This is a genomic window from Actinotalea soli, from assembly GCF_017565425.1.
Classification (GTDB): Bacteria; Actinomycetota; Actinomycetes; order Actinomycetales; family Cellulomonadaceae; genus Actinotalea; species Actinotalea soli.
The window spans coordinates 693,183-718,153 of record NZ_JAGEMK010000001.1; the positions used below are offsets into that span (position 1 = coordinate 693,183).

Sequence of the window (24,971 nt, forward strand, 5' to 3'; positions counted from 1 at the left end):
GTTGACGCAGGACCACCGTCCAGCATCCACGACGACGGGACGGCCAGGCTGCGCACCAGCGGGAGACCGAGGAGATCGGCGAGGGCCTGGCAGCCTGCCTGCGGGCCGCGATCGAGGCGTGCGCCGCCCGCCCCGCCTGAGGCGAGGCGGGCGGCGTCGGGCGAGGTGGGTGCGCGTCAGGCCCGGACGACGTCCGTGACGACCCAGCGGTCGTCGGCCGTGGTGACGCGGTGGACCGGTCCGCCGATGGTCAGCGTCGCCTCGGTCTCGCGCTCGAGGCACGAGGGACCCACCCACAGCTCGACAGCCCCGGGCTCGACGATGCGCACCATGTCCCGGTCGGAGAAGGCCAACCGCGTCGTCGGGACGCGGAAGGCGACGCGCGCCGACTCCCCCGCTGCCAGCCGCAGCCGCTGGTAGCCCAGCAGCTGCGCGGTCGGACGCGTCACGCTGCCGACCACGTCTCGCCCGTAGAGCTGGACGACGTCGTCGCCCTCGCGTTCGCCGGTGTTCGTGATCAGGACGCTGACCTCGAACGTGCCGCCTGCGGCGACCTCGGCGTCGCACCGCAGCTCGGTGCGGGCGAACGAGGTGTAGGACAACCCGTGCCCGAACGGCAGCACCGCGGCTGCAGCGAGGTTGGTGGTGTCGGTGCCTGCTCCCAGGCGCGGACGCAGGTACGACTGCGGCTGCGCCCCGGCGGACGAGGGCAGGCTGACCGGCAGCCGGCCGGACGGGTTGACCCGGCCCGTCAGCACACCGGCGATCGCGCGGCCGCCCTCCTCGCCGGGGAAGAAGGCCTGGACCACCGCGGCGCACCGCTCGAGCGCCCAGTCGACGACGTACGGCCGTCCGGTGAGCAGCACCAGGACGACCGGCGTACCGGCGTCGAGCACCGCCTCCACCATCTCGCGCTGCACACCCGGCAGCTCCAGGTCGTCGCGGTCGCACCCCTCGCCGACCGTCCCGCGGCCGAACAGACCGGCATGGTCCCCGACGACGACGACGGCGACCTCAGCACCGCGTGCTGCGGCCACCGCCTCGTCGAACCCCGAGCGGTCCTCGTCGTCCACCGCACAGCCCCGGGCCGCCACGATCTCGGCACCCGCGAGCTCCTCCTGCAGGGCCTCGAGCACCGTCGGGACCTCCAGGCTCCGCGGCACGTCGGGGTGGTGCGCCAGCACGTGGTTGGTGAACGAGTAGCAGCCGAAGAGCGCGGCCGAGCGATCGGCGTTGGGGCCGATCACAGCCACCGAGCCCGGCGCGGCGAGCGGCAGCGTCGCGTCGTTGGAGAGCAGCACGACCGACTCCTCCGCGAGCCGGGCAGCGACCTCCCGGTGAGCGGCGGAGTCCAGGTCGACCTCGGGCGGCGCGGGCTCGTCGAATGTCGCGTCGAGGAGGCCGAGCTCCTCCTTCTGGCGCAGCACGCGCAGCACGGCCCGGTCGACGAGGGCCTCGTCGACCAGCCCGGCACGGACCTTCTCCACCAGCGGCTGGAGGTAGGCGTTGCCCGTCGGCAGCTCGACGTCGATGCCGGCCGCGAGGGCTTGGCCCGCCGCGTCCCCGAGGTCCTCGGCCACCCCGTGCAGCAGGTGCAGGAAGGCGACCCCGAAGTAGTCGGCCACCACGACACCGTCGAAGCCCCACTCGTCCCGGAGCACACCGGTGAGCAGACGGGGGTCGGCCGCCACAGGAACGCCGTCGATCTCCGCGTAGGAGTGCATCACCGAGCGGACGTCGCCGTCGATCACGGCCATCTCGAACGGGACCATCAGCACGTCGGCGAGCTCGCGCGGGCCGGCGTGCACCGGCGCGAGGTTGCGTCCCGCGCGCGAGGCGGAGTACCCGACGAAGTGCTTGAGCGTGGCGTGGACGCCGGTCGACTGCAGGCCTCGCACGTAGGCCGTCCCGATCGTGCCGACGACGTACGGGTCCTCGGCGATGCACTCATCGACCCGTCCCCACCGCACGTCGCGCACGACGTCGAGCACGGGGGCCAGCCCCTGGTGCACACCGAGCGTTCGCATCGAGTCACCGATCACGGCCCCCATCCGCTCGACCAGGTCGGGGTCGAACGCGGCTCCCCACGCCAGCGGGGTGGGGAACGTCGCGGCCTGCCAGGCGGCAAGCCCCGTCAGGCACTCCTCGTGGACGATCGCGGGGATGCCCAGCCGGGTCTCCGAGACCAGGCGTCGCTGCTGGTCGCGCAGCCACGCGGCCCGCTCGGCCGGGTCGACCGGCCGGGTGCCGTAGACCCGCGTGAAGTGACCGAGACCGTGCCGCGTGAACTCCTCGAGCTTGCCGGAGCCCTCGCCCATCTCGCCCTGCATCGGGGCGACGACGTCACCGCCCTCGTCGACCCAGAAGCCGACGATCTGCGCGACCTTCTCCTCCAGCGTCATCCGTCCGAGCAGCTCCAGGGAGCGTTCGGACGGCCCCCTCACCGTGCTCGTCACAGGGGCGAACCCCACCTCGACATCAGTCATCGTCATTCCTCACTGCTGTGGCGGACAGGGCGCCCAGGTGCACCCCGTCGGGACGTCGTGGGTCAGCCCTTGACCGCACCCTGCAAGCCGTTGACGATGCGCTTCTGCATCGCCAGGAAGAACACCAGCGCCGGGATCATCGCCAAGGACGTGAAGGCGAGGATCCCCGCGGTGTCCTGCGCGTGCTCGCTCGAGAAGCTGGCTACGCCGAGCGGCAGGGTCCGTGCTGCCGGGTCACTGAGGATCAGCAGCGGGAGCAGGTAGGCGTTCCACGAGGCGACGAACGCCAGCACACCGACCGTCACCATCGCCGGGCCTGACAGGGGCAGCAGGATCCGCCAGAAGAATCCGATGCGCGAGGCGCCGTCGAGCATGGCTGCCTCCTCGAGCTCCTGCGGCAGCGCCATGAGGAACGGACGCAGGATGACGATCGTCATCGGCAGGGCGAAGGCAGCCTGCGGCAGTGCAACTCCCCAGAAGGTGTTCGTCAGATTCAGGTCACGGAGCATCAGGAACAGCGGGATGATCGCGACCGTCAGCGGGAACAGCAGTCCGAGCACGAACACCATGAACAGCGTGTTCCGTCCCTTGAACCGGTACCTTGCCAGCGGGTAGGCGGCCATGACGCCGAAGACCACCACGATCCCCGTCGTGACGAGCGCGACGACGATCGAGTTGAACGCGTAGCGCCAGAAGTCCGACGACGTCAGGACGTTGACGTAGTTGGTGAACACCCAGGGGTCGGGCAGGCTGACCGGTGCTGCCGCCAGCTGCGCGTTCGACCGGAAGCCGCCCAGGACCGCGTAGACCACGGGCCCCAGGGTCGCGATGACGACGAGGAGCGCGGCGCCGTACACGAGCGGGCTTCCGCCCTTGAACGAGTTGCTGCTCCGTCGGCGGCGGTCCCTCCCCTCGAGGCGTGCTGCCTTCCCGGGGACGGCGACACTGGTAGGAGCACTCATCGCTTCACCTTCTTGGTCCGGGGCGTGTCCTGGGCGTCACGGCGCAGGACGAACCCCTGGTAGATCGCCGCCAGGACGAGGGAGATGACGAACACGAGCACGGCCACCGCCGACGAGTAGCCGTAGAGGCTGCGGTTGGTCCCCTGGTTGATCAGGTAGGTGGCCATGGTCATCGTGGAGTTCGCCGGACCACCCCCGGTGAGGATCCACACCATGTCGAACAGCTGCAGGGATCCGATCATGGACAAAAATCCCCATGTCCGGATGGTCGGGCCGAGCAGCGGGATGGTGATCTTCCGCTGGACCTGCCACCACGAGGCTCCGTCGATCTGCGCGGCCTCGTAGAGGTCGGGGGGCACGCCCTGGAGGCCGGCGAGGAAGAGGATGACCGCGAGACCGAGGTACTTCCAGGTGAGCACGAACATCACCGTGTAGAGGGCGATGTCCGGGTCGCCGAGCCAGAGCTGCTTGAGCCCACCCAGGCCCAGCGCGTCGAAGATCGCGTCCACCGGGCCCCGCGGCTGGAGCAGCATGAGCCAGATCACACCAGCAACGACCTCGGCCAGGACGTACGGCACGAAGATGATCACGCGCAGCGCCGTGCGGCCCTTCATCTCCCGGTTGAGCAGGAGCGCGATCAGCAGCCCTAGCGGCAGCTGGATCAGGATCGACAGGACGATGATCGTCAAGTTGTTCATGACGGCGCCCGTGAAGACCTGGTCGCGGAGTGCATCCGCGTAGTTCTGCAGCCCGACGAAGTTGTCTATCGGGCCGAGCCCGTTCCACCGGTACACCGAGTAGCGACCGGCCTGGATGACCGGCACCACGACGAAGAGGGCGAACAGCACGAGCGCCGGAGCGACGAAGAAGAAGATCTCCAAGCGCTTGCGCACCTGGCTGGACATCGACCTGCGGCCGTCCTGGCGCCCACCTGCGGCTCGTACTGCCGACCGGGCAGGGGCCCGGTCGGCAGTACGAACGCTCCCAGAAGGCGAGGCGGCAGCGGCGCCGGTGCCCGTGCGGGCCGTGACGTCGTCTGCCACCGCGATCAGCCCTCCTGGTCCGCTGCGGCCTGCATCGCGTCGACGATGCCCTGCGGCGTGGTGCCACCGGAGAAGAGCAGCACGATCTCGTCGTTCATCGCACCGCCGATGTTCTCCCCGAACAGGGTGTCGAAGTAGAGCTGGACGTACGGCGCCTCATCACGGATCGCCAGCAGGTCGGCCAGGGCCGGGTCGGACACCGCGTCGTTGGCGGCGGGGTTGGTCGGCAGACCCATGTCGTTCTCGGCGAAGCCGATCTGGACCTCGTCACTCAGCAGGTACTCGACGAAGTCGACAGCCGCGTCGGGAGCGCCCTCGGAGACGGCCCAGGCGTCGCCGCCACCGAGCGCGGCGGACTGGTCACCCTCGCCGCCCTCGACCGCGGGGAACGTGAACCAGCCGGTGTCCTCGCCGAGACCTTGACCGTCCTCGGTGAGGCCCTGCATGACTCCGGGCTCCCAGTGACCTGCGAGCTCCATGGCGACCTGCCCCGTGGCGAGCAGACCGGAGGCGCTCGTCGGACCTTCCTGGGCGGGGGTCGCGAGGAAGCCCGTGTTGAACGGCTCCTCCTCGATGAGCTCCTGAAGGCTCTCACCGGCCGCGACGAAGCACGGGTCGGAGAAGTCGCGCTCGGCCACGGCGTTGTTGACCACGTCCTCGCTGCAGTGCCGCAGGGCGAGGTAGTACCAGTAGTGGGCGGCGGGCCAGCCGTCACCGGCACCGACGGCGATCGGCTCGATGTCCGCGGCCTTGAGCGCGTCGACCGCGGCGTAGAGGTCATCCATCGTCTCCGGCGCCTCGCTGATGCCGGCCTGCTCGAAGAGCGCCTCGTTGTACCAGAAGCCGACCAGGCCGAAGGAGAACGGCAGCGCATAGGTCTGGCCGTCCACCTGCCACGCGGCGACAGTGCCCCCGAGCTTCTCGATGGTGTCGGCTGCGTCCTCGGAGATGTCCTTGGTCAGTCCTGCCTCGACGTGAGCGGCCAGCTCACCGCCGCCGCGCTCCATGTAGATGTCCGGCGTGTCGCCCGTCTGGAACGCCGCGTTCAGGCGCGTGAGCATGTCTGCGTGCGCCAGGGCGCTGATCTCGATGGTGACGCCCGGGTTCTCCGCCTCGAAGTCAGCAGCCACCTGCTCGTAGTAGCCCTGACCGGGCTCGGCGTTGGAGTTGTGCCACCACGTGAGGGTGACCTCCTCGCCATCACTCCCGGCGTCGTTGCCGTTGTCGGTGGTGCCGCCGGTGCAAGCGGCGAGCAGCGCCACGCTCAGCGTCAGCGCGACGGCTGATCCAGCTCGGTTACGCGTCATTGGGTCGTCCCCTCGGTCTTCTTTGACGAACGGTCGATCGAGTTTTGCATCGCACGTCAGGCCATGTCAATCGGTATCGATAACGTTATCGATCCGATACAGTAGCGCCGTGCAACCAACCGGGCGGGTGACGATCGGCGACGTCGCCAGGACGGCGGGCGTCTCGGTCGCGACCGTCTCGAAGGTCATCAACGGCCGGTACGGCGTGGCCGCGGCGACCTTCAGCCGCGTCCAGGAGGTCATCGACCAGCTCGGGTACGAGTCGAGCCTGGTGGCGAGGAGCCTGCGCAGCCACAGGACCAACGTCATCGGCATCCTGGTCGCGGAGTTCGAGCCGTTCAGCACCGAGCTGCTCAAGGGGACCTCGCGCAGCGTGCAGGGCACCGGGTACGAGCTCCTCGCCTACTCGGGCGGCGGTCGAGCGGGCAGCGACGTCGGCTGGGAGCGTCGCTACCTCTCGCGCCTGAGCGGCACCCTGATCGACGGCGCGATCCTCGTCACCCCCACGGTCGTGGACGCGCAGTACGGGATCCCGGTCGTCGCGGTCGACCCGCACACGGGCCCCTCGGGGCTCCCCACCGTCGACTCGGACAACTTCGCCGGCGCGGTCACGGCCACCGAGCACCTGCTGAGCCTGGGCCATCGACGCATCGGGTTCCTCGGCGGTCGCACCGACCTCGAGTCCGCACGTCTGCGCGAGGAGGGCTACCGCCGGGCCCTGCAGGTAGCAGGCATCGAGCCCGACCCAGCCCTGATGCGGATCGGTGGCTACCGCCCCGAGACGGCCGACCAGCCCGCTCGCGAGCTGCTGACCCTGCCCCAGCCCCCCACGGCCGTCTTCGCCGCCAACGACCTCTCTGCCCTACGGACCATCGACGTCGCGCAGTCCTTGGGCCTCCGAGTCCCCGAGGACCTCTCGGTCATCGGTTTCGACAACGTCCCGGAGTCGGCCCTCTCGACGCCCTCGCTCACCACCATCAGCCAGCCCATCCAGCAGATGGGCGCGGAGGCACTGCGGCTGCTCGTCGACCTCATCCACGGCACCGAGCGCGAGAGCACCCACCTGCGCCTGCCCACCGAGCTGGTCGAGCGCCGCTCGTGCCGCGCGGTCTGACCGACGCCGGCAGCCTGCACGAACGGCCTGGGCTCAGGTCCGCGCGACGACGTTGACGGGCTCCTCCCCCGCCACGAGGGCGTCGACCTGACGACCGACGAGGTCCACGAGCCGTGGTGTGGTCGCGTCGGTGTACCCGCCCTCGTGCGGGGTGATGATCGTGCGAGGCGCACGCCAGAGCGGATGGTCGGCCGGCAGCGGCTCGGGGTCGGTCACGTCCAGGGCCGCCCGGAGCCGGCCCGACTCCAGCTCGGCGAGCAGGGCCTGGGTGTCGATCACCTTGCCTCGCGCGACGTTGACCACCAGGGCGCCGTCCGGCAGCGCCGCCAGGAAGGCGGCGTCGACCAGATGATGGGTCTCCTCGGTGAGCGGGACGACGAGGATCACGACGTCCACGGTCGGCAGCAGGGCGGGCACCTCGTCGATCGCGTGGACCTGGCCCTCGGAGGTGCGGCGTGCGCTGCGCCCCACACGGACGACCTCGGCCTCGAAGGCCTCCACCCGCCGCGCGACCGCACTGCCGATGGCCCCCGCCCCGACCACGAGCACGCGGCGGTCGGCGAGGGAGGAGCGGTAGGTCGGCTGCCACCTGCCCTCGGGCATCGCCCCGATCGCCTCGTCGAGCCCCCGTTGCGAGGCGAGGGTCAGCGCCAGGGCCAGCTCAGCCGTCCCCGCGTCGTGGACCCCTCGTCCGTTGCAGACGGTCAGGCCCGCGGGCAGGTGGGGCAGCGCGTGCTCGATCCCGGCACTCGGCAGCTGGACCACCCGCAACCGGGGCAGGCCCTCGAGCGCCCGGTACCCCTCACGCCTGACGAAGTAGTTCGGGACGACGACGACGTCGATCTCCTCGACGGGCACCGGTGCGGGGTCGACGAGGTCCCACAGGACCACCCGGGCCCCGGTGGGGATCCCTCGGGCCTCGAGTCCGGTCAGCAGGTCGGCATGGGCGACGGTCACGGTGAGCACCGGACCATCCTGGCCCATGGACGGATCAGCCGCGGTCGGCGGCGTCCACGGCCGTCGGGGTCAGGCCCGCGCGGTAGTCCTCCTCGAGGACCGCCATGAGGATCGCGTCGCACCAGAACTCCCCGTCGCGGTGGCTCTCCACGAGCCGTCCCTCGGTGCGGAAGCCAAGGCTCTCGTAGAGCATCCGGGCACGGGGGTTGATGCTCAGCACGTCCAAGGAGACGCGGTGCAGACCGAGCCCCTCGGGCTGGTCGGCGAAGGCGTGCGCCAGGACCAGCTCGATCGCCTCGCCGCCGAACCCTCGGCCCCGCTGACCGGGACGCAGGCTGAGGCGCAGGTTGGCGTTCTCGTTCTCCCGGTCGATGTCGTTCAGGACGATCTCGCCCAGGTACTCGTCGCTGCCGTGGGTGATCGCGAGGTCCACCCGGTCCGGGCGGTCGGCGACCGTCGCGCACCACTCGGCGACCTGCTCGCGGGTGAAGGTCGCCGTCGTGCCCGTCAGCCGACGGCCCTCAGGGTCCTCGACCATCTCCCACATGGGCTCGAGGTCCTCTGCCGTGATCGGCCGGAGGGTCACGAGCTCTCCGGTCAGGACGGGGGTGTGCATGGCAGGCTCCTCGCTTCCGCGCCGGACCGCGGAGGCGGACGGCTGCTGCCGAGCCTAGCGAGGGGCGCCCTCAGCCCTGCTGGACCCGCTCGAGGACGATCTCCCGGACCCGGCCTGCGTCGGCCTGGCCCCGCGTGGCCTTCATGACCGCACCGATGATCGCGCCGACCGGCCCCTGGTTGCCCCCACGGATCTTCTCGACGACGTCCGGCTGTGCGGCGAGGGCCTCGTCGACCGCGGCGAGCAGCGCGCCGTCGTCGGAGACCACCTCGAGACCGCGCGCGGTGACGACCTCCTCGGGGCTGCCCTCCCCCGCCAGCACCCCGGCGAGGACCTGGCGGGCGAGCTTGTCGTTGACCCGGCCGGCGTCGACCAGCTGCTGGAGCTGGCCGATCTGCTCCGGGGTCACGGGCAGGTCCGCCAGCTCGACCCCCTCGGTCTTGGCGGTGCGGGCGAGCTCGCCCATCCACCACTTGCGGGCGGCGGCGGGCGCAGCCCCGGCAGCGACCGTGGCCTCGATGAGCTCGATCGCCCCCGCGTTGACCACGTCACGCATCTCGGCGTCGGCGTAGCCCCACTCCGTCTGCAGCCGGCGGCGGCGCGCGACCGGCATCTCGGGCAGGGTCGCGCGGATCTCCTCGACCCACTCCCGGCTGGGCGCGACCGGCACCAGGTCCGGCTCGGGGAAGTAGCGGTAGTCCTCGGCGTCGGACTTCACGCGACCCGCGGTCGTGACCCCGGTGTCCTCGTGCCAGTGCCGGGTCTCCTGGGTGACGGTGCGGCCGGCGTCCAGGACGCCCGCCTGGCGGGAGATCTCGTGGCGCACGGCCCGCTCGACCGACCGGAAGCTGTTGACGTTCTTGGTCTCGGTCCGGGTGCCCAGCGGCGCCTCGGGGGTCGCACGCAGCGAGACGTTGACGTCGGCGCGGACGTTGCCGCGCTCCATCCTCGCCTCGGAGACGTCGAGGGCCCGGAAGATGTCCCGCAGGGTCTGCACGTACGCGCGCGCCACCTCGGGGGCACGGTCGCCCACCCCGGTGATCGGGCGGGTGACGATCTCGACCAGCGGGATGCCCGCGCGGTTGTAGTCGACCAAGGAGTACTCGGCTCCGTGGATCCGCCCGGTCGCGCCGCCGACGTGGGTGTTCTTGCCGGCGTCCTCCTCCATGTGGGCGCGCTCGATCTCGACGCGCACCACCTCGCCGTCGTCGAGCTCGATGTCGATCCAGCCGTCGAAGGCGATCGGCTCGTCGTACTGCGAGGTCTGGAAGTTCTTCGGGACGTCAGGGTAGAAGTAGTTCTTGCGCGCGAACCGGCACAGCTCGGCGATCTCGCAGTTGAGCGCGAGGCCGATCTTGATCGCCGACTCGACGGCCTTGCCGTTCAGGGCCGGCAGCGCCCCGGGCAGCCCGAGGGAGACCGGGGTGACCTGGGTGTTGGGCTCGGCGCCGAACTCGGTCGAGGCACCGTCGAACATCTTGGTCGCGGTGCCCAGTTCGACGTGGACCTCGATGCCGATGACGGGGTCGAACCGCGAGATGGCCTCGTCGTAGTCCACCAGGGGCGGGGTCGTGGTGCTCATCGGGTGGTCCCCTCGGTCGCGAGCTCGGGTGCACGGTTCAGCAGCGGTCCGCCCCACTCGCGCTCGAGCAGAGTCTCCAGGGCGGCGCCCACGCGGTAGAGGCGGTCGTCGGCACGGGCCGGGGCGAGGATCTGGAAGCCCACGGGCAGCCCGTCCTCCGACAACCCGTTCGGCACGGACATGCCCGGGACCCCCGCGAGGTTGGCGGGGATCGTCGCGACGTCGTTGAGGTACATCGCGAGCGGGTCGTCGAGCTTCTCCCCCAGCCTGAACGCCGTGGTCGGGGCCGTCGGCGAGACCAGGACGTCGGCCTGCTCGAAGGCGGCCGCGAAGTCCTGCTGGATCAGGGTGCGGACCTTCTGCGCGCTGCCGTAGTAGGCGTCGTAGTAGCCCGCCGAGAGGGCGTAGGTGCCCAGGATGATGCGGCGCTTGACCTCGTCCCCGAAGCCCTGGCCCCGGGTCGCCGCCATGACGCGCTCGGCGGTCACGGTGCCCTCGGTCGGCTCGACCCGCAGGCCGAAGCGCATGCCGTCGAACTTGGCCAGGTTGCTCGAGGCCTCGCTCGGCAGGATGAGGTAGTAGGCCGCGAGGGCGTGCCCGAAGTGCGGGCACGAGACGTGCACGACCTCGGCCCCGGCCCGGCGCAGCAGCTCGAGGGACTCCTCGAAGCGCGCCCGGACCCCGGGCTGGTAGCCCTCGCCGTTGAGCTCGTCGACCACGCCGACCCGGACCCCGGTGAGGTCCCCGCCCTGCCCGGCCCGGGCCGCGGCGACGAGCCCCGGCAGGTCCTCGGGCAGCGAGGTCGCGTCGCGCGGGTCGTGCCCCCCGATGACCTCGTGCAGCAGCGCCGAGTCCAGCACCGTCCGGGTCACGGGGCCTGCCTGGTCCAGGCTCGAGGCCAGAGCGATGAGGCCGTACCGCGAGACCCCGCCGTAGGTGGGCTTGACGCCGACCGTCCCCGTGACGGCCCCGGGCTGACGGATCGAGCCACCGGTGTCCGTGCCGATGGCCAGCGGGGCCTCGTAGGCGGCGAGGGCCGCAGCGCTGCCGCCTCCGGAACCGCCGGGGATCCGGTCCAGGTCCCAGGGGTTGTGGGTGGTGCCGTACGCCGAGTGCTCGGTCGAGGACCCCATCGCGAACTCGTCCATGTTGGTCTTGCCGAGGATCGGCAGGCCAGCCGCGCGCAGGCGCTCGACGAGGGTCGCGTCGTAGGGCGGCACCCAGCCCTCGAGGATCTTCGAGCCCGCCGTGGTGGGGAGACCCTTGGTCACGACGACGTCCTTGACGGCGATCGGCACTCCCGCGAGCGGGTGGAGCTCCTCGCCGGCCGCGCGTCGGGCGTCGACCTCGCGAGCGGTCGCGAGGGCCTCCTCGGCCGAGACGTGGAGGAAGGCGTGGACCGCGCCGTCGACCGCGGCGATCCGGTCCAGGTGGGCCTGGGTGACCTCGACGCTCGTGACCTCACCGGCGCGGAGCGCCTCGGAGAGCTGGGCCGCGGTGCGGCGGGTCAGGTCGCTGGACGGCTGGGTGGCCATCAGTCCTCCTCGAGGATCTGCGGGACGGCGAAGCGGCCACCCTCGGCCGACGGCGCGCCGGCGAGGGCGTCGGCGACGGGCAGGGGCTCCTCGGGCACGTCCGCACGGAAGACGTTGGTCAGCGGCAGCGGGTGGCTGGTCGCCGCGACGTCCTCGGTGGCGATCTCGCTGACCTTGGCGACGGAGTCGACGATGACGTCGAGCTCCCCGGCCAGTCGTGTGAGCTCGGACTCGGTCAGGTCGATCCTGGCCAGACCAGCCAGGCGTGCGACCTCCTCGCGGGAGATGGTGGACATGGTCGGTGAGTCTAGTGGTGCCGCGGGACGGCCCGAGGTTCGCCGACCGGGCGCGTCACGCGTCGGTGGTGGCCCGCTCGACGAGGGCGAGCAGGGCCAGGGCGTAGGCGTCGGCGGCGCTCGGCGCCGCGTGGACCTCGACCGTGCCGCGGCCCCCGCGGGTCGTGACCTCGAAGAGGAGGTCGGGGCCCGAGGCCTCGTCGACGTCCCCGCCCCCGGCCGCGGGCGCCTCCCCCACCGCACCGTCCCGGGCGCTCTCGACCGAGCCCGCGTCGTCCTGCTCCTCCGCGGCAGGCACCCGGGCGAGGGAGACGAAGGTGCCGCCGAGCAGCTCGCGCATCTGGTCCTCGCGCGGGAGCCACAGCGCCTCCTCCTGGGCGACCGAGTCCAGGGCCCACTCGGTCGTGCCGTTGAAGCCGAGGACCGTGCCCGTGGAGTACTCCCGGGCCTCGATGGTCATCTCGCTCAGGGTGAAGATCTCGCCGTCGAGCTCGGGCTGGGGAATGACGAACCTGTCCCCCGCGGCAGGCCGCCAGCGGACCCCGGCGTCTCGGAGGGCCACGGCGAGCTCGGCGGAGATCATGCCGTCCAGTATCGGCCCCCGCGAGCGTCAGGGCACGTGCGGGCGTGGCCCCCGCCCCCCGGGGGCCCCCCCCCCCGCGGGGCCCCCCCCCCCACGTCAGGGCAGGACTGCCGCCGAGGCCCGCAGGACCCTGCTCTCCTCCGCGGTGAAGGCCCGGCCCGTCTGGGCGGCGACCTGGCTGTCGAAGGCGCTGAGGAGCCAGTGCCGCACCGTGCTGCTCCGGGTGCGCTCGGCCAGGGTCAGGGTCGCGTTGAGGCCGACCGTGACGAGCCACCTGCTGCTGAACCGGTGCACCAGGGTCCGCAACGACCCGTAGGTGGCAGTGACGCTCACCTCGGTGGAGGCCTCCCCCACGTTCCCGGCCACGTCCGTCGCCGAGGCGGTCAGGGTGTGCGAGCCCACGCCGTGCTCCCAGGCAGGGGACGCAAGATCGGCGCAGGTCGACGAGGCGATGCCAGACCCGGGTGCGGGGTCGGTCGCGGTGCACCCGATCGCGATCTCCTCGTCGACCGTGTACGTCCTGGCACCGTCCTCGAGGATCACCTCGGGAGCGACCGTGTCGACCGCGACCGCGATGGTCGAGGCCTCCTCGACGGTCCCCGAGGTGCCCGTCGAGCGGAAGGACACCGTGCGCTCACCCTCACCGACCACGACGAAGGGCTGCTCGTAGGTGAGCCAGTCGCCGTCGTCCAGCCGGTACTCGGTCGACGCGACGCCCTGGTCGCCCTCGGCCACCAAGGTCACCGTGGGCTCGACCGGGTACCACCCGTTCACGGGCGCCGGGGCCACCGTCGCCCTCGTGACCGGTGCCGTGCTCGGGACCGGCTCACCGAGGCGGAGCCGGTCCAGGTTGACGTTGCCGTCGTCCCCGTCCGCGTACCGCAGCGTCACGGTGCTCTCGCCCTGCGGCAGGGCGAGGTCCGTCGTGATGCTCGACCATCGCGTCCACTGCCCCGTGCTCGGCACCGTGAGCCGCCCGCGGTCGACGCCGTCGACGAGCACCGACACCGTCTTGGGGCCCGCGAACGGGTGGGGCCCGTTCGCGTAGCGCACGGTCACCGGGTAGGTCCCGGCGGCGTCGACCACCACCGTCGTGGCCACCGACGCACCGGGGGTGTCGAAACCCTGCACGTAACCGCGGCCGGAGTACCCGGCGTGCTCGGTGCCGACCTCGGCACCGCCGTCGAGCACGCCGTCCTCGAGCTCGTAGGACCGCCCTGAGGACGCTGTCCCCCGGATGCGCACGTCCCGGTAGAACACCGCCTCGCCCGCACCGTGGTTCTGCACCCCGATGAAGCCGGTGGACAGATCACGAGCGGGGTCCGTGCTCGTGAAGTCGTTGACGAGAACGCCGTTGAGGTGCACCCGGATGGTGTCCCCCGAGACCTCGATCTCGTACTCGTTCCACCGGCCCACGGGGTTCAGCGCCTCGGCCACCGCGTCGGCGTCGGCCCCCTGGAAGGTGTAGATCGCGCCCGTGGTCCGGTCCTCCGCGTCGCTCGCGTCGATCTGGATCTCGTAGCCCTGGTCGACGGCGACCCACGGGTCGTTCCCCGGGTTCGGGAACCCCACGAAGACGCCGCCGTTGTCGTCCTTCACGAGCTTCCAGTCCAGCTTGAGGCTGTACTCCTCGAAAGCCTGCGCCGTGTACCACAGCAGGCCCAGCCCGCCCTGGGTGCGCAGGCTGCAGTCGGCCTGCCGTCCGAAGGATCCCGCCCCGGCCAGGCGCCAGTGGTCCAGGCTCGCCAGGGTGCCGTCGAAGAGCGCGGCGTACCCGTCCTCAGGGGTGCTCGGGGCGCAGATGTCGGGCTCGGCACCCACGCGGAGCACGTCGATGTTGACGTTCCCGTCGTCGCCGGGCTCGTAGCGGAAGGAGATCGTGTTCGTGCCCTGCAGCAGGTCGACGTCCTGGCTGAGGGTCCTCCAGGTCTTCCAGTCCCCCGTGCTGGGGAACTCGACCGGTCCCACGGCGGCACCGTTGACATGGAGCGTCATCTGCTTCGCCCCCTCGAACGGGTTCGGTCCGTTGGCGTAGCGCACGTGGATCGGGACGGTGCCCGCCTCGTCACGCTCGGTGGTGAACGTGACGGAGGCGCCAGGGCTCTGCAGCCCTGCCGTGAACCCCGAGCCGGAGTACCCGCTGTGGTCGGCCGCGATGCTGGCGCCGCCGAGCATCTGGGCCTCCTCGGCCTCGTGGTACCCGAGGTCGTCCGGGGCCTCGTAACCGGGGATCGCGTTCAGGGTGTACCAGGCCTCGGTGCTCCACAGCTCGGTGCCACCGGCGTCGGTGAAGGGCCGCGGGGACCGCAGGTGCACCACGCGGTCCGGCTTCAGGCCGTCGATCGTGAGGTGGACGGTCCGCCGGTCGGGCGACACCTCGGCCGCCGAGACGACCAGCACCTCCTCGTCGACCTTCGGTCCGCCGTACTGCTGCGTGGGCACGTAGCGCCACTGCTGCACCTGGTAGCCGTCCGCGGCGTTCGCGCTGATCCGCTGCGCGGTCTGCTCCGAGAGCGGCTGGGTGTAGCGCACCACGAACCCGTCCTCGGTGACGCTCATCGAGGACATGTCGAAGGTCTCGGCGCCCGTGGGCGTGAGCTTCTGGAGCCCGTAGTCGAGCTTGCCGCTCTCGCTCCAGTTCCCGGCCTCGCCGATCTCACCGACGTAGACGGCGCCGTCCGGCCCGACGACGGTCCGGTTGACCCCGGCCTGGAGCCCTGCGGTGTGGCGGAAGGCCGCCCCCTGGTACTCACCGTCCACCTCCTCGAGGAAGGCGCGCTGCAGGCCTCCGTAGGTGACGTCACCGAAGAGCATCTGCCCGGCGAACGGCCCGTGCTCGAGCAGCACGGGGTTGCTGGGCGAGTTGGCGATCTCGTTCTGGGGCAGCCACAGGGCGGGCTTGGTCACCGGCTGGCTGTCGAAGGGTCCTGCCGGGGTCGTGTAGTGGTTGAAGAAGCGGTCCTCCTTGATGTGGACCAGCTTCGAGGAGGGCAGCCAGGCGCCCTGGTTGTCCATGACGAACAGCTCGCCGCCGGGGCCCCAGCCGAGGCCGTTCGGGGTGCGCAGGCCGCCCGCCACGTACTCGACCTCTCCCGTCTCGCGGTCGATCGTGATGCTCGTCCCGCGGTTCTCGGCGGGCTGCGGGTCGGTGGTGGCACCCCCGTTGTCGATCGCGACCGACAGCGTCACGTAGAAGTGGTCCTCGTCGTGCAGCAGGCCGAACGCGAACTCGTGGAAGTTCTCCCCGTAGGGCCACTCGGCCACCGTCCGGTGCTCGCGCAGGCCGTCGCCGTCCTCGTCGGGGGTCAGCTCGGTCAGCCGGTCCCGCTCCGAGACGTAGATCGAGCCGTCGACCACCGCGACCCCCATCGGGTTGAGGAGGTCGGTGGCGACCTTGGTGACGGTCACCTCCTCGGCGCTCGTCTCCCCGGTCACGTTGCCCAGGAGGAAGACCTCTCCCGGCTCAGGGTCCGGCACCGGGCCGGAAGGGCTCACCGAGCCCGAGGTGACGAGCACGAGCTCCCCGTCCGCGGTCCAGTCGAGGGCCGAGACCATCGGCTCGAAACCCTCGGGCAGCAGGTCGGTCAGCGTGTAGTCGGGGTGCACCGCGTCCAGCCGCAGGCCGTCGCCGGGGGTGTCGGTGTCCCCGGTGCAGTACTTCGTGCCGGGCGCCGTCACCCGCACGACGTCGCGATCGGTGCTCAGCGCCGACTCGGGCACCAGCACGAACTCCTCCGCGCCCGGCGGGCGCCACTCCAGGCGCAGCACCTGGTCGTAGCCGGCGTCGAAGTACTCGACGAGCAGGGCGTGGTGGCCTGCCGACAGGGTGACCACCCCCTCCTTGGCGGTCGCCTCGTGCAAGCCGTCGTGGTCGACGACCAGCTGGCCGTCCAGGAGCAGCCGCGAGCCGTCGTCACTGGTCAGGCGGAAGGAGTACTCCCCGTCGACCGGTGTGTGCAGGCTGGCGAGGACGTCGGTGCGGAAGCTGTCCACCGCGCCGAACTGCTCGTGCGTCGTGTAGTCGATCGTGGGCATGAGCTTGTCGACGTTCGGCGTGGTGCCGGGCCTGATCTCGCAGATCGCCTGCGGTTCGGTGCCCAGGGTGTAGGTGCGCAGGGTGACGCCGGGCTGCTGCGGTGGCAGGTCGTCGGCTCGGGCAGCGGTCGGCAGGGCTGCCGTCGTCACCATCGAGCCGAGCAGGGACAGACCGAGCAGGGCGACGAGGCCTGTCGGGCGTTGCACCGTTCGTGATCGCACTCTTCCTCCTTGACGGGCGGTGATGCACCGGGACGCGGGATCAGGGCAGGGCGGAGCCGCCGCCGTCGCGACGGGCACGGGGCGGGGTGGCAGACCGGGACGTGCGGCCGGCCGTCGGGAGTCAGCGCGTGCTGAAGGCGGCGTCGAAGGACGCCGAGGGCGGCTCGAAGGCCAGGCGTCGGACGAACTGGAGGGCCTCGGGGGCTCCCACGAGGCGGTCCATGCCGGCGTCCTCCCACTCGATCGAGATCGGACCCTCGTAGCCGATCGTGTTGAGCATCCGGAAGCTGTCCTCCCAGGGCACGTCGCCGTGCCCGGTCGAGACGAAGTCCCAGCCCCGACGCGGATCGGCCCAGGGCAGGTGCGAGCCCAGCCGGCCGTTGCGACCGTTGCCGACCCGACGCTTCGCGTCCTTGCAGTCGACGTGGTAGATCCGGTCGCGGAAGTCCCCCAGGAAGCCCACCGGGTCCAGGTCCTGCCAGACGAAGTGGCTCGGGTCCCAGTTGAGCCCGAAGGCCTCACGGTGACCGATGGCCTCGAGGGTCCGCACGGTGGTCCAGTAGTCGTAGGCGATCTCGCTGGGGTGCACCTCGTGGGCGAACCGCACGCCCACCTCGTCGAAGACGTCGAGGATCGGGTTCCACCGGTCGGCGAAGTCCCGGTACCCCGCGTCGACGAGCTCGGCGGAGACCGGCGGGAACATCGCGACGTACTTCCAGATCGAGGACCCGGTGAAGCCCACCACGGTCTTGACCCCTAGGCGGGCTGCCGTCCGGGCGGTGAGCTTCATCTCCTCGGCGGCCCGCTGGCGGACACCCTCGGGGTCGCCGTCGCCCCACACCCGGTCCGAGAGCATGTCCCGGTGCCGCTGGTCGATCGGGTCGTCGCACACGGCCTGACCCTTGAGGTGGTTGGAGATCGCCCACACCTGGAGCCCGTACCTCTCGAGCACGTCGAGCCTGCTCTGCACGTAGGCGTCGTCCTCGGCAGCGCGCCAGGGGTCGAGGTGGTCCCCCCAGCAGGCGATCTCGAGGCCGTCGTACCCCCACTCGGAGGCCAGCCGGGCGACCTCCTCGAAGGGGAGGTCGGCCCACTGGCCGGTGAACAGCGTGACGGGTCGAGCCATGTCAGTCCTCCTGGATGGTGTCGGTCGGGACGGTCGTCCAGATGCTGTCGGCCGCTGCGCTGCGCTCGACCGCGTCGAGCACCCGCTGGACCACGAGGCCGTCGGCGAAGGACGGCCGGGGCTGCTCCCCCGCCGCCAACGAGCGCACGAGGTCCACGGCCTGGTGGGTGAAGCCGTGCTCGTAGCCCAGGCCGTGGCCGGGGGGCCACCACGCCGCCGCGTACGGGTGCTCCGGCTCGGTCACGACGATCCTGCGGAACCCCGCGAGGCGGGCCTCGTCCGCGGCGTCGAACCAGTGCAGGACGTTCATGTCCTCGAAGTCGAAGGCCAGGGACCCCGCCGAGCCGTTGATCTCGAGCCGGATCGCGTTCTTGCGGCCCCACGCGAACCGCGTCGCCTCGAAGGTGCCGATCCCGCCGCCCGAGAAGCGCGCGAGGAACACCGCCGCGTCGTCGACGGTCACCGGACCGCGCTCGCTGCCGGCCGAGCCGTGCAGCCCCGCGTGCTCGGTCGCGACGGGTCGCTCGTGCACGAAGGTCTCGAGCAGGCCGCTCACCCCCGTGATCCGCTCGCCGGTGATGAACTGCGCGAGGTCGACCACGTGCGCGCCGATGTCCCCCAGCGCCCCGGAGCCGGCCTTCTCGCGGTCCAGCCGCCAGGACAACGGCGCCTCCTCGTCGGCGATCCAGTCCTGCAGGTACTGGGCCCGCACGTGCCGGATGGTCCCCAGGCGCCCCTCGGCCACCAGCTGCCGCGCGAAGGACAGCGCAGGGACCCGTCGGTAGGTGAAGCCGACCATCGCGAGCACCCCGTCGCGCGCGGCCACGGCTGCGGCCGCGGCCATCTCCTCGGCCTCGGCGACCGAGTTGGCGAGCGGCTTCTCGCACAGCACGTGCTTGCCCGCGGCGAGGGCCGCCAGGGCGATCTCGGCGTGGGTGCTGCCCGGGGTGCAGATGTCGACGAGGTCGACGTCGGGCCGCTCGAGCAGGCGCCGCCAGTCCGTCTCGGCCTCGGCCCACCCGAGCCGCTCGGCCGCGGCCTCGACCGCGCTGCGGGTGCGCCCCGCCACCACCGTCATCTCGGGCGCCAGCGGGAGGTCGAAGAAGCGTGGTGCGACCCGCCACGCCTGCGAGTGGGCGGCCCCCATGAAGGAGTAGCCGATCATGCCGACGCCGAGCCGCCGGGCCTGCTGGTTGACCATCGTTCCTCTTCCTCCGTACGGGACCGCTCGACCTGCCGGGCACGCCGGGGCGGGTGCGCGGGCACCCGCCCCGGCGAGGCGCTCAGGACTCGAAGGCCGTGGGCAGGTACTCCTCGACGTTGTCCACCGTCACGACGGGGGCGTAGAGCTGGACGGTGCGCGGCACCTCGACCTCGACCAGGTCCGCCATGGCCTTGCCCTGGACGATGAGCCGCGCCAGGCGCACGCCGTCGGCGGCCTGGGTCGACGGGTAGACCACGGTCGCCTTGAGGACCGAGTCGTCCTCCTGGATCTCCCGCATGACGTTCGCCGAGCCCGCGCCGCCGACCATGACGAACTCGTCCCGGCCGGCCTCCTCGATCGCAGCCATGACGCCGACGCCCTGGTCGTCGTCGTGGTTCCACAGGGCGTCGATCTCCGGGGCCGCCTGGAGCAGGTTGGCTGCGGCCTGCTGGCCGCCCTGGACGGTGAAGTCCGCGGCGACGCGGTTGTCGACGTCCAGGCCGCAGTCCGCGAGGGCGTCCTCGAAACCTTGGCTCCGGTCCTGGGTCAGGGGCAGGGAGTCGATGCCGGCGATCTCGGCGACCACGGCGTCCGGGTCGTCGCCGACCTGCTCGCAGATGTAGGTGCCCGCACTGACCCCCATGCCGTAGTTGTCGCCGAGCACGGTGGTGCGCGCGGCGAACGGGCTGGAGAACTCGCGGTCGACGTTGACGACCGTGATCCCGGCCTCCATCGCCTCGATCGCCACCTCGGTCAGAGCCGCACCGTCGAAGGGCAGCAGCACGATCGCGTCGACCCCGTCGTTGATGAAGGTCTCGATCTGGCTGATCTGCAGGTTCACGTCGTTCGTGGCCTCGGCGACGCGCAGGTCCACGTCGTCGTACCGCTCGGCCTCCTCGAGGGCTGCCCGGGTGATCGCGCCCATCCAGCCGTGGTCCGCGGCAGGCGCCGAGAACCCGATCGTGACGGTCTCGCCGCTCTCGGCGTTGGCACCTCCCATGGCCTCGCCGCCACCGTCGGAGGAGGTGGTGCCCTCGTCCTCCTCGGGGACGGGGGTGTTCGAGGTGCAGCCGGTGACGAGGGCGGCGGTGGCGACCGTGGCGGCCGCGGCGAGCGTCCAGCGACGGCGCAGCTCCAGTGGTGCGGACATGGACTTCCTCCTTGGGTCGAGCGTGGGGTCGGACGAGCAGCGCAGGTGGCGCGGCCCAGGTGGACAGGTGGCTCAGGTCGAGCGCCGGCTCAGGTAGAGCGGTGACGGGCCGCGAGGCGCTGCTGCAGGAGCACCGCGGCGACGATGATCACGCCGCGGGCGACGGCCTGGGCGGAGATCGAGAGGTTGTTCTGCGTGAACACGTTGGCCAGGGTCGCGAAGATCAGGACGCCGAAGACGGTGCCGACGATCGTGCCCCGGCCACCGGCGAGCAGGGTCCCGCCGACGACGACGGCCGCGATGGCGTCGAGCTCGTAGTACTGGCCGTGGGTCGAGGACCCGGCCGTCGTGCGGGCCAGCATCATGACCGCGGCGATGCCCGCGGTCAGGCCGGCGATCGCGTAGAGATACATCGTGTGGCGCTTGACCTTGATCCCGGCCAGGCGCGCTGCCTCGGGGTTGCCCCCCACCGCGAGGGTCCGTCGGCCGAAGGTCGTCCGGTTCAGCAGCACCCAGCCCGCCACCGCGACGGCCGCGAAGATCCAGACCAGGACCGAGATGCCGAGCAGGTCCGCCCGGAAGAAGTCGAGGAAGGGGTCGACGGTGACGAGCTGGGTCTGCCGGTTGGCGATCATCTCGGCCAGCCCGCGGGCACCGACCATCATGGCGAGGGTCGCGATGAAGGCGACCACCCGGCCGTAGGCGATGAGCACCCCGTTGACCAGCCCGCAGACGGTGCCGACCGCGAGGGCCGTGCCGACCATGACGATCCAGTGGATGTCACCGGCCATGGTCTGGGTCGCCAGCGTGCTGGCCCAGACCGACGCCAGGCCCAGGACCGAGCCGACCGAGAGGTCGATGCCGCCCCCGGTGATGACGAAGGTCATCCCGATGCTGAGCACGCCGATCACCGCAGCGAAACGCAGGATGGTCATGAGGTTGTCGACGCTCGCGAACCGCTCCCCGGCCGTGGCGAAGCCGACGACGCACACGAGGACGAGCGCGATGACCAGGCCGATGTTGCGGCCGGCGGCTCCGTGCAGGAAGCGCCGCAGACCCGAGGGAGGAGGCTGCGTCGGGCCGACGGCGGTCCCGGGGGCGCCACCGCGGTCGACGGGGGTCGGGCGGTCGGGGTCGGGGGGGACGCTCCCGGCCGTCGCGAGGGTGGGGGGTGTCTGCTCGCTCACGCGGCACTTCCTTCCATGACGAGGTCGAGCACACCGTGCTCGTCGATCTGCTCTGCCGGGCAGCGGTGGACGACACGTCCCTCCGAGATCACCAGGACCTCGTCGGAGAGCCCGAGGACCTCCTCGATCTCGCTCGAGACGACGACGACTGCAGCGCCTCGGTCGGCCAGTGCCCGGACCAGGCCGTAGATCTCGGCGCGGGCCCCGACGTCGACCCCGCGGGTGGGCTCGTCGAGCAGGAGGACGTCGCAGCCGTGGACGAGCCAGCGCGCGAGCATGGCCTTCTGCTGGTTGCCCCCCGAGAGGGTGCGCGCGGTGCGGTCCGGGTCATGGGGCCGCAGGTCCAGGGCGGTGATCTGCTCACGGGCCGCGGTCCGCTCGGCCTGCTCGTCGAGCATCGGGCCGCGGGCGAACCGCCCGAAGGTCGACAGGGTGATGTTGCGGTAGACCGGCTCGTCGAGCAGGAGGCCCTGACTCTTGCGCTCCTCGGGGGCCAGCCCGATGCCGGCACCGACGGCGGCCGAGACCGATCCTGCACGCAGCCGACGACCAGCCACCTCGACGCTGCCGCTGGTCGCGCGCCGCGCACCGTAGATCGTCTCGAGGATCTCCGAGCGCCCTGAGCCCACGAGCCCTGCGAGGCCCACGACCTCACCGGAGCGGACCGTCAGGCTCACGTCCTCGAAGACGCCGCGCAGGCTCAGGTCGGCGACCACGAGGCGCCGGTCCGCCCCGGCCGGCACCCCGGGGCGCTCGGGGAAGGCGTGCTCGACGGTCCGTCCCGTCATGAGGCGGATGAGGTCCGCGGTCGGGGTCTTGTCCACCGCGAGCCCGGTCGCGACCGTCCGGCCGTCCTTGAGCACCGTGATCCGGTCGCCCACCTCACGGATCTCGTCGAGCCGGTGGGAGATGTAGACGACCGCGACCCCGGCGGCGGTGAGGTCGCGCACCACGCGGAAGAGGTTGGCGACCTCCTCCGAGTCCAGGACGGCTGAGGGCTCGTCCATGACGATCAGACGCGCGTCGTGCGACAGGGCCCTGGCCATGCTGACCACCTGCTTGCCCGCGGCCGAGAGACGACCGACCTCACGGCCCGGCGGGATCTCGGCATGACCCAGACGTGCGAGGAGCTCGGCGGTCCGGGCCCGCGCGGCACGGCGCTGGGTGAACCCGGCCGAGGCGAGCTCGTGACCCAGGTCGACGTTCTCGGTGACGGTCAGGCCGTCGACCACGTCGAGCTCCTGGTACATCGTCGCGATGCCCGCGCGGAGGGCCGCCACCGGGGTCGTCACCTCGAAGGGCTCGCCGCGCCAGGTGATGGTCCCGGAGTCGGGACGGTGGGCGCCGGCGAGGACCTTGATGAGGGTCGACTTGCCGGCGCCGTTCTGACCGAGCAGGCAGTGCACCTCCCCGGGCAGGACCTCGAGGTCGACCCCGTCGAGGGCCTTGGCACCAGGGAAGTGCTTGACGATCCCGCGCATCGTGAGGATCGGGGCGCCGGGCTGCGCCCCGGGAGAACCGGGGACGTTCTGGACATCGTTGACCATGACGAGGAACCTACTCACCTTTTGTCGATAGTCAAGCAAAAGTCGAGACGGGTGAATCGCGTTATGCGAACGTGATCTTCCGAAGGGGGTGTGCTTGACTGCGCCCATGGATGCGCTGACCAAGTTCGCGCCGCGGCCCAGCGGCGTCGGCGAGATGTTCCAGCTGCTCCGGGACGGCCGTCCCCGCACCCGTGCCGACCTCGCCCAGGTGACCGGTCAGGCCCGCTCGACCATCGCTGCCCGGGTCGACCTCCTTCTCGCCTCGGGCCTGGTCGCCCCCGCCGGGGAGGCGAGCTCGACCGGCGGGCGACCTCCCGCCACCTTCGCCTTCGCACCGAGCGCCAAGCTCGTCCTCGCCGTAGACCTGGGCGCGACCCACGCGCGCCTGGCCGTGACCGACCTCGCCTCGACCGTCCTGGCCGAGCACCACGAGGAGATCAGCATCGCCGCCGGCCCCGAGGCCGTCCTGGACCGCGCGGCCGGGCTCGGTCTGAAGCTCGTCGAGCAGGCGGGCCGCTCGAGCAAGGATCTGGTGAGCGTCGGTGTCGGGCTCCCCGGGCCCGTCGACCACGACTCGGGTCGACCGATGAACCCGCCGATCATGCCCGGCTGGGACGGCGCCGACGTCGTGACCCACCTCCAGGGCAGGCTCCCCGTGCCGGTGCTCGTCGACAACGACGTCAACATCATGGCCCTCGGCGAGCACCGGTCGCAGTTCCCCGACGTCGACCACCTGCTCTTCGTCAAGGTCGCGACCGGCATCGGCGCCGGGGTGATCAGCGACGGCGAGATCCGTCGTGGTGCTCAGGGCGCAGCCGGCGACCTGGGCCACATCGCTGTGGCCGGCGGCGGGGACGCTCCCTGCCGCTGCGGCAACACGGGCTGCCTCGAGGCACTGGCCAGTGGTCGGGCCCTCGCCGACGCGCTGACCTCGCACGGGACCCCGGCGCGATCGAGCGCAGACGTCGTCCGCCTGGTGCGGGCCGGCGACGTCACGGCGAGCCACGTGGTCCGCGAGGCCGGGCGCACCATCGGCAGCGTCCTCGCCACCTGCGTGAGCATGCTCAACCCGTCGGTCATCGTCATCGGCGGGAACCTCGCGGAGGCCGGCGAGCACCTGCTCGCCGGGATCCGCGAGGTCGTCTACCGCCGGTCCCTCCCGCTGGCCACGCAGCACCTGCGTATCGTCGGGAGCCGAACCCGCGGACGGGCCGGGGTGCTGGGCGCGAGCGCCATGGCCGCCGAGCACGTCCTGTCCCCCGCGGCGATCGAGGCCCTCATCCCCTGAGCACCCAGCCCACCCCGACCCGGTGCAGCGCAGCACCGCGGCGATGACGACGGGAGATCCATGAGCACCCCGACCGCACTCGTGGTCCGTGGCGGCTGGGAGGGGCACGCCCCGGTCGAGACCACGGACCTGTTCCTGCCCTTCCTGCGGGACGCCGGCTTCGAGGTCCTCGTCGAGGACTCCCTCGAGGTGTACGCCGACGAGACCCTCATGCACGGCACCGATCTCGTGGTGCAGAGCTGGACGATGGGCGACATCCTGCCCGCGGAGCTGCGCGGGCTGCGCGAGGCCATCCGCGCCGGGACCGGCTTCGCCGGGTGGCACGGCGGGGTGGTGGACGCCTTCCGACAGGCGACCGACTACCACCAGCTCGTCGGCGGCCAGTTCGCCGCCCACCCCGGCGACCTGGTGGACCACACCGTCGACGTGCGGCCCGAGCGGGCCGATCACCCGATCGTCACGGGCCTCTCCTCGATCCGGCTCCACTCGGAGCAGTACTGGGTCATGACCGACCCGCTGGTCGACGTCCTCGCGACCACGACCATCCCCCGCCGTCCCGAGGACCCGTGGTCAGAGCCGGTGACCTGCCCCGCCGTGTGGACCCGGACGTGGGGAGGGGGTCGGGTCTTCGTCTGCACCCCGGGGCACCAGACCGCGGACCTCGAGATCCCCGGCCTGCGCCAGGTGGTCGAGCGTGGCCTGCTCTGGGCGGCACGCGAGCGCTGAGCCGC

At 71.7% G+C, this 24,971-nt stretch carries 19 protein-coding genes; 3 read left to right on the plus strand and 16 right to left on the minus strand.

Features of this window, described 5'->3' with window-relative positions; genetic code table 11:
• Positions 1-176: 176 nt before the first annotated feature.
• From J4G33_RS03210 to J4G33_RS03225, 4 genes are all read right to left on the minus strand, one after another.
• Positions 177-2,486, minus strand: coding sequence for a beta-xylosidase/alpha-l-arabinosidase (locus J4G33_RS03210; RefSeq protein ID WP_372434943.1), 2,310 nt, complete (start codon positions 2,484-2,486; stop codon positions 177-179).
• A gap of 62 nt (positions 2,487-2,548) precedes the next feature.
• Positions 2,549-3,448 (minus strand): carbohydrate ABC transporter permease, encoded by a 900-nt coding sequence (locus tag J4G33_RS03215; RefSeq protein ID WP_208054420.1) that lies wholly within the window; start codon positions 3,446-3,448, stop codon positions 2,549-2,551.
• On the minus strand, positions 3,445-4,491 hold the full coding sequence (locus J4G33_RS03220; protein ID WP_208054422.1) for a carbohydrate ABC transporter permease: 1,047 nt from the start codon (positions 4,489-4,491) through the stop codon (positions 3,445-3,447). The genes J4G33_RS03215 and J4G33_RS03220 overlap by 4 nt, the downstream gene beginning before the upstream one ends.
• A gap of 5 nt (positions 4,492-4,496) precedes the next feature.
• Positions 4,497-5,798 (minus strand): ABC transporter substrate-binding protein, encoded by a 1,302-nt coding sequence (locus J4G33_RS03225; RefSeq protein ID WP_208054423.1) that lies wholly within the window; start codon positions 5,796-5,798, stop codon positions 4,497-4,499.
• A gap of 109 nt (positions 5,799-5,907) precedes the next feature.
• Here J4G33_RS03225 and J4G33_RS03230 point away from each other — a divergent pair, with 109 nt between their 5' ends.
• Positions 5,908-6,912, plus strand: a complete 1,005-nt coding sequence (locus J4G33_RS03230) for a LacI family DNA-binding transcriptional regulator (RefSeq protein WP_208054425.1) — start codon at positions 5,908-5,910, stop codon at positions 6,910-6,912.
• A gap of 33 nt (positions 6,913-6,945) precedes the next feature.
• Here the strand turns inward: J4G33_RS03230 and J4G33_RS03235 are convergent, their stop codons facing one another.
• From J4G33_RS03235 to J4G33_RS03290, 12 genes are all read right to left on the minus strand, one after another.
• On the minus strand, positions 6,946-7,878 hold the full coding sequence (locus tag J4G33_RS03235; RefSeq protein ID WP_307793700.1) for a 2-hydroxyacid dehydrogenase: 933 nt from the start codon (positions 7,876-7,878) through the stop codon (positions 6,946-6,948).
• A gap of 25 nt (positions 7,879-7,903) precedes the next feature.
• Positions 7,904-8,485, minus strand: a complete 582-nt coding sequence (locus tag J4G33_RS03240; RefSeq protein WP_208054429.1) for a GNAT family N-acetyltransferase — start codon at positions 8,483-8,485, stop codon at positions 7,904-7,906.
• A gap of 70 nt (positions 8,486-8,555) precedes the next feature.
• Positions 8,556-10,067: an Asp-tRNA(Asn)/Glu-tRNA(Gln) amidotransferase subunit GatB gene (gatB, locus tag J4G33_RS03245; RefSeq protein WP_208054431.1), complete on the minus strand. Its 1,512-nt coding sequence runs from the start codon at positions 10,065-10,067 to the stop codon at positions 8,556-8,558.
• Complete coding sequence (gene gatA, locus J4G33_RS03250; protein ID WP_208054433.1) at positions 10,064-11,602, minus strand: Asp-tRNA(Asn)/Glu-tRNA(Gln) amidotransferase subunit GatA; 1,539 nt, start codon at positions 11,600-11,602, stop codon at positions 10,064-10,066. Before gatA ends, gatB begins: the two co-directional genes overlap by 4 nt.
• Positions 11,602-11,898: an Asp-tRNA(Asn)/Glu-tRNA(Gln) amidotransferase subunit GatC gene (gene gatC, locus J4G33_RS03255; RefSeq protein ID WP_208054435.1), complete on the minus strand. Its 297-nt coding sequence runs from the start codon at positions 11,896-11,898 to the stop codon at positions 11,602-11,604. Before gatC ends, gatA begins: the two co-directional genes overlap by 1 nt.
• A 55-nt stretch (positions 11,899-11,953) precedes the next feature.
• Positions 11,954-12,481, minus strand: a complete 528-nt coding sequence (locus J4G33_RS17910; RefSeq protein WP_372434944.1) for a pilus assembly protein CpaE — start codon at positions 12,479-12,481, stop codon at positions 11,954-11,956.
• Between the two features lie 96 nt (positions 12,482-12,577).
• The gene (locus J4G33_RS03265; RefSeq protein WP_307793701.1) at positions 12,578-16,738 is read right to left on the minus strand and encodes a 3-keto-alpha-glucoside-1,2-lyase-like domain-containing protein; all 4,161 of its coding nucleotides are present in this window, start codon (positions 16,736-16,738) and stop codon (positions 12,578-12,580) included.
• Between the two features lie 121 nt (positions 16,739-16,859).
• Positions 16,860-17,864 (minus strand): sugar phosphate isomerase/epimerase family protein, encoded by a 1,005-nt coding sequence (locus J4G33_RS03270; protein ID WP_208054436.1) that lies wholly within the window; start codon positions 17,862-17,864, stop codon positions 16,860-16,862.
• Position 17,865: 1 nt separating this feature from the next.
• Complete coding sequence (locus J4G33_RS03275) at positions 17,866-19,065, minus strand: Gfo/Idh/MocA family protein (RefSeq protein ID WP_243758374.1); 1,200 nt, start codon at positions 19,063-19,065, stop codon at positions 17,866-17,868.
• An 82-nt stretch (positions 19,066-19,147) separates the two neighbouring features.
• Positions 19,148-20,218 carry a substrate-binding domain-containing protein gene (locus tag J4G33_RS03280; RefSeq protein WP_208054437.1) on the minus strand — a complete coding sequence of 357 codons (1,071 nt, stop codon included), beginning with the start codon at positions 20,216-20,218 and terminating at the stop codon, positions 19,148-19,150.
• An 89-nt stretch (positions 20,219-20,307) separates the two neighbouring features.
• Positions 20,308-21,405 carry an ABC transporter permease subunit gene (locus tag J4G33_RS03285; RefSeq protein ID WP_372434945.1) on the minus strand — a complete coding sequence of 366 codons (1,098 nt, stop codon included), beginning with the start codon at positions 21,403-21,405 and terminating at the stop codon, positions 20,308-20,310.
• Positions 21,402-22,886, minus strand: coding sequence for a sugar ABC transporter ATP-binding protein (locus J4G33_RS03290; RefSeq protein ID WP_243758566.1), 1,485 nt, complete (start codon positions 22,884-22,886; stop codon positions 21,402-21,404). The genes J4G33_RS03285 and J4G33_RS03290 overlap by 4 nt, the downstream gene beginning before the upstream one ends.
• 172 nt (positions 22,887-23,058) lie before the next feature.
• Between J4G33_RS03290 and J4G33_RS03295 the strand changes: the two genes are divergently transcribed.
• Together J4G33_RS03295 and J4G33_RS03300 are read left to right on the plus strand one after the other, a co-directional pair.
• The gene (locus J4G33_RS03295; RefSeq protein ID WP_208054438.1) at positions 23,059-24,240 is read left to right on the plus strand and encodes an ROK family protein; all 1,182 of its coding nucleotides are present in this window, start codon (positions 23,059-23,061) and stop codon (positions 24,238-24,240) included.
• A 60-nt stretch (positions 24,241-24,300) separates the two neighbouring features.
• Positions 24,301-24,966, plus strand: a complete 666-nt coding sequence (locus J4G33_RS03300; protein ID WP_208054439.1) for a ThuA domain-containing protein — start codon at positions 24,301-24,303, stop codon at positions 24,964-24,966.
• Positions 24,967-24,971 lie beyond the last annotated feature (5 nt).

Excerpts from the sequence above, each read along its gene's own strand:
- J4G33_RS03210 (WP_372434943.1), bottom strand. The coding sequence starts at position 2,486 with ATGACTGATGTCGAGGTGGGGTTCGCCCCTGTGACGAGCACGGTGAGG.
- J4G33_RS03215 (WP_208054420.1), bottom strand. The coding sequence starts at position 3,448 with ATGAGTGCTCCTACCAGTGTCGCCGTCCCCGGGAAGGCAGCACGCCTC.
- J4G33_RS03225 (WP_208054423.1), bottom strand. The coding sequence starts at position 5,798 with ATGACGCGTAACCGAGCTGGATCAGCCGTCGCGCTGACGCTGAGCGTG.
- J4G33_RS03240 (WP_208054429.1), bottom strand. The coding sequence starts at position 8,485 with ATGCACACCCCCGTCCTGACCGGAGAGCTCGTGACCCTCCGGCCGATC.
- gatB (WP_208054431.1), bottom strand. The coding sequence starts at position 10,067 with ATGAGCACCACGACCCCGCCCCTGGTGGACTACGACGAGGCCATCTCG.
- gatA (WP_208054433.1), bottom strand. The coding sequence starts at position 11,602 with ATGGCCACCCAGCCGTCCAGCGACCTGACCCGCCGCACCGCGGCCCAG.
- gatC (WP_208054435.1), bottom strand. The coding sequence starts at position 11,898 with ATGTCCACCATCTCCCGCGAGGAGGTCGCACGCCTGGCTGGTCTGGCC.
- J4G33_RS17910 (WP_372434944.1), bottom strand. The coding sequence starts at position 12,481 with ATGATCTCCGCCGAGCTCGCCGTGGCCCTCCGAGACGCCGGGGTCCGC.
- J4G33_RS03270 (WP_208054436.1), bottom strand. The coding sequence starts at position 17,864 with ATGGCTCGACCCGTCACGCTGTTCACCGGCCAGTGGGCCGACCTCCCC.
- J4G33_RS03275 (WP_243758374.1), bottom strand. The coding sequence starts at position 19,065 with ATGGTCAACCAGCAGGCCCGGCGGCTCGGCGTCGGCATGATCGGCTAC.
- J4G33_RS03280 (WP_208054437.1), bottom strand. The coding sequence starts at position 20,218 with ATGTCCGCACCACTGGAGCTGCGCCGTCGCTGGACGCTCGCCGCGGCC.
- J4G33_RS03290 (WP_243758566.1), bottom strand. The coding sequence starts at position 22,886 with ATGCGCGGGATCGTCAAGCACTTCCCTGGTGCCAAGGCCCTCGACGGG.
- J4G33_RS03295 (WP_208054438.1), top strand. The coding sequence starts at position 23,059 with ATGGATGCGCTGACCAAGTTCGCGCCGCGGCCCAGCGGCGTCGGCGAG.
- J4G33_RS03300 (WP_208054439.1), top strand. The coding sequence starts at position 24,301 with ATGAGCACCCCGACCGCACTCGTGGTCCGTGGCGGCTGGGAGGGGCAC.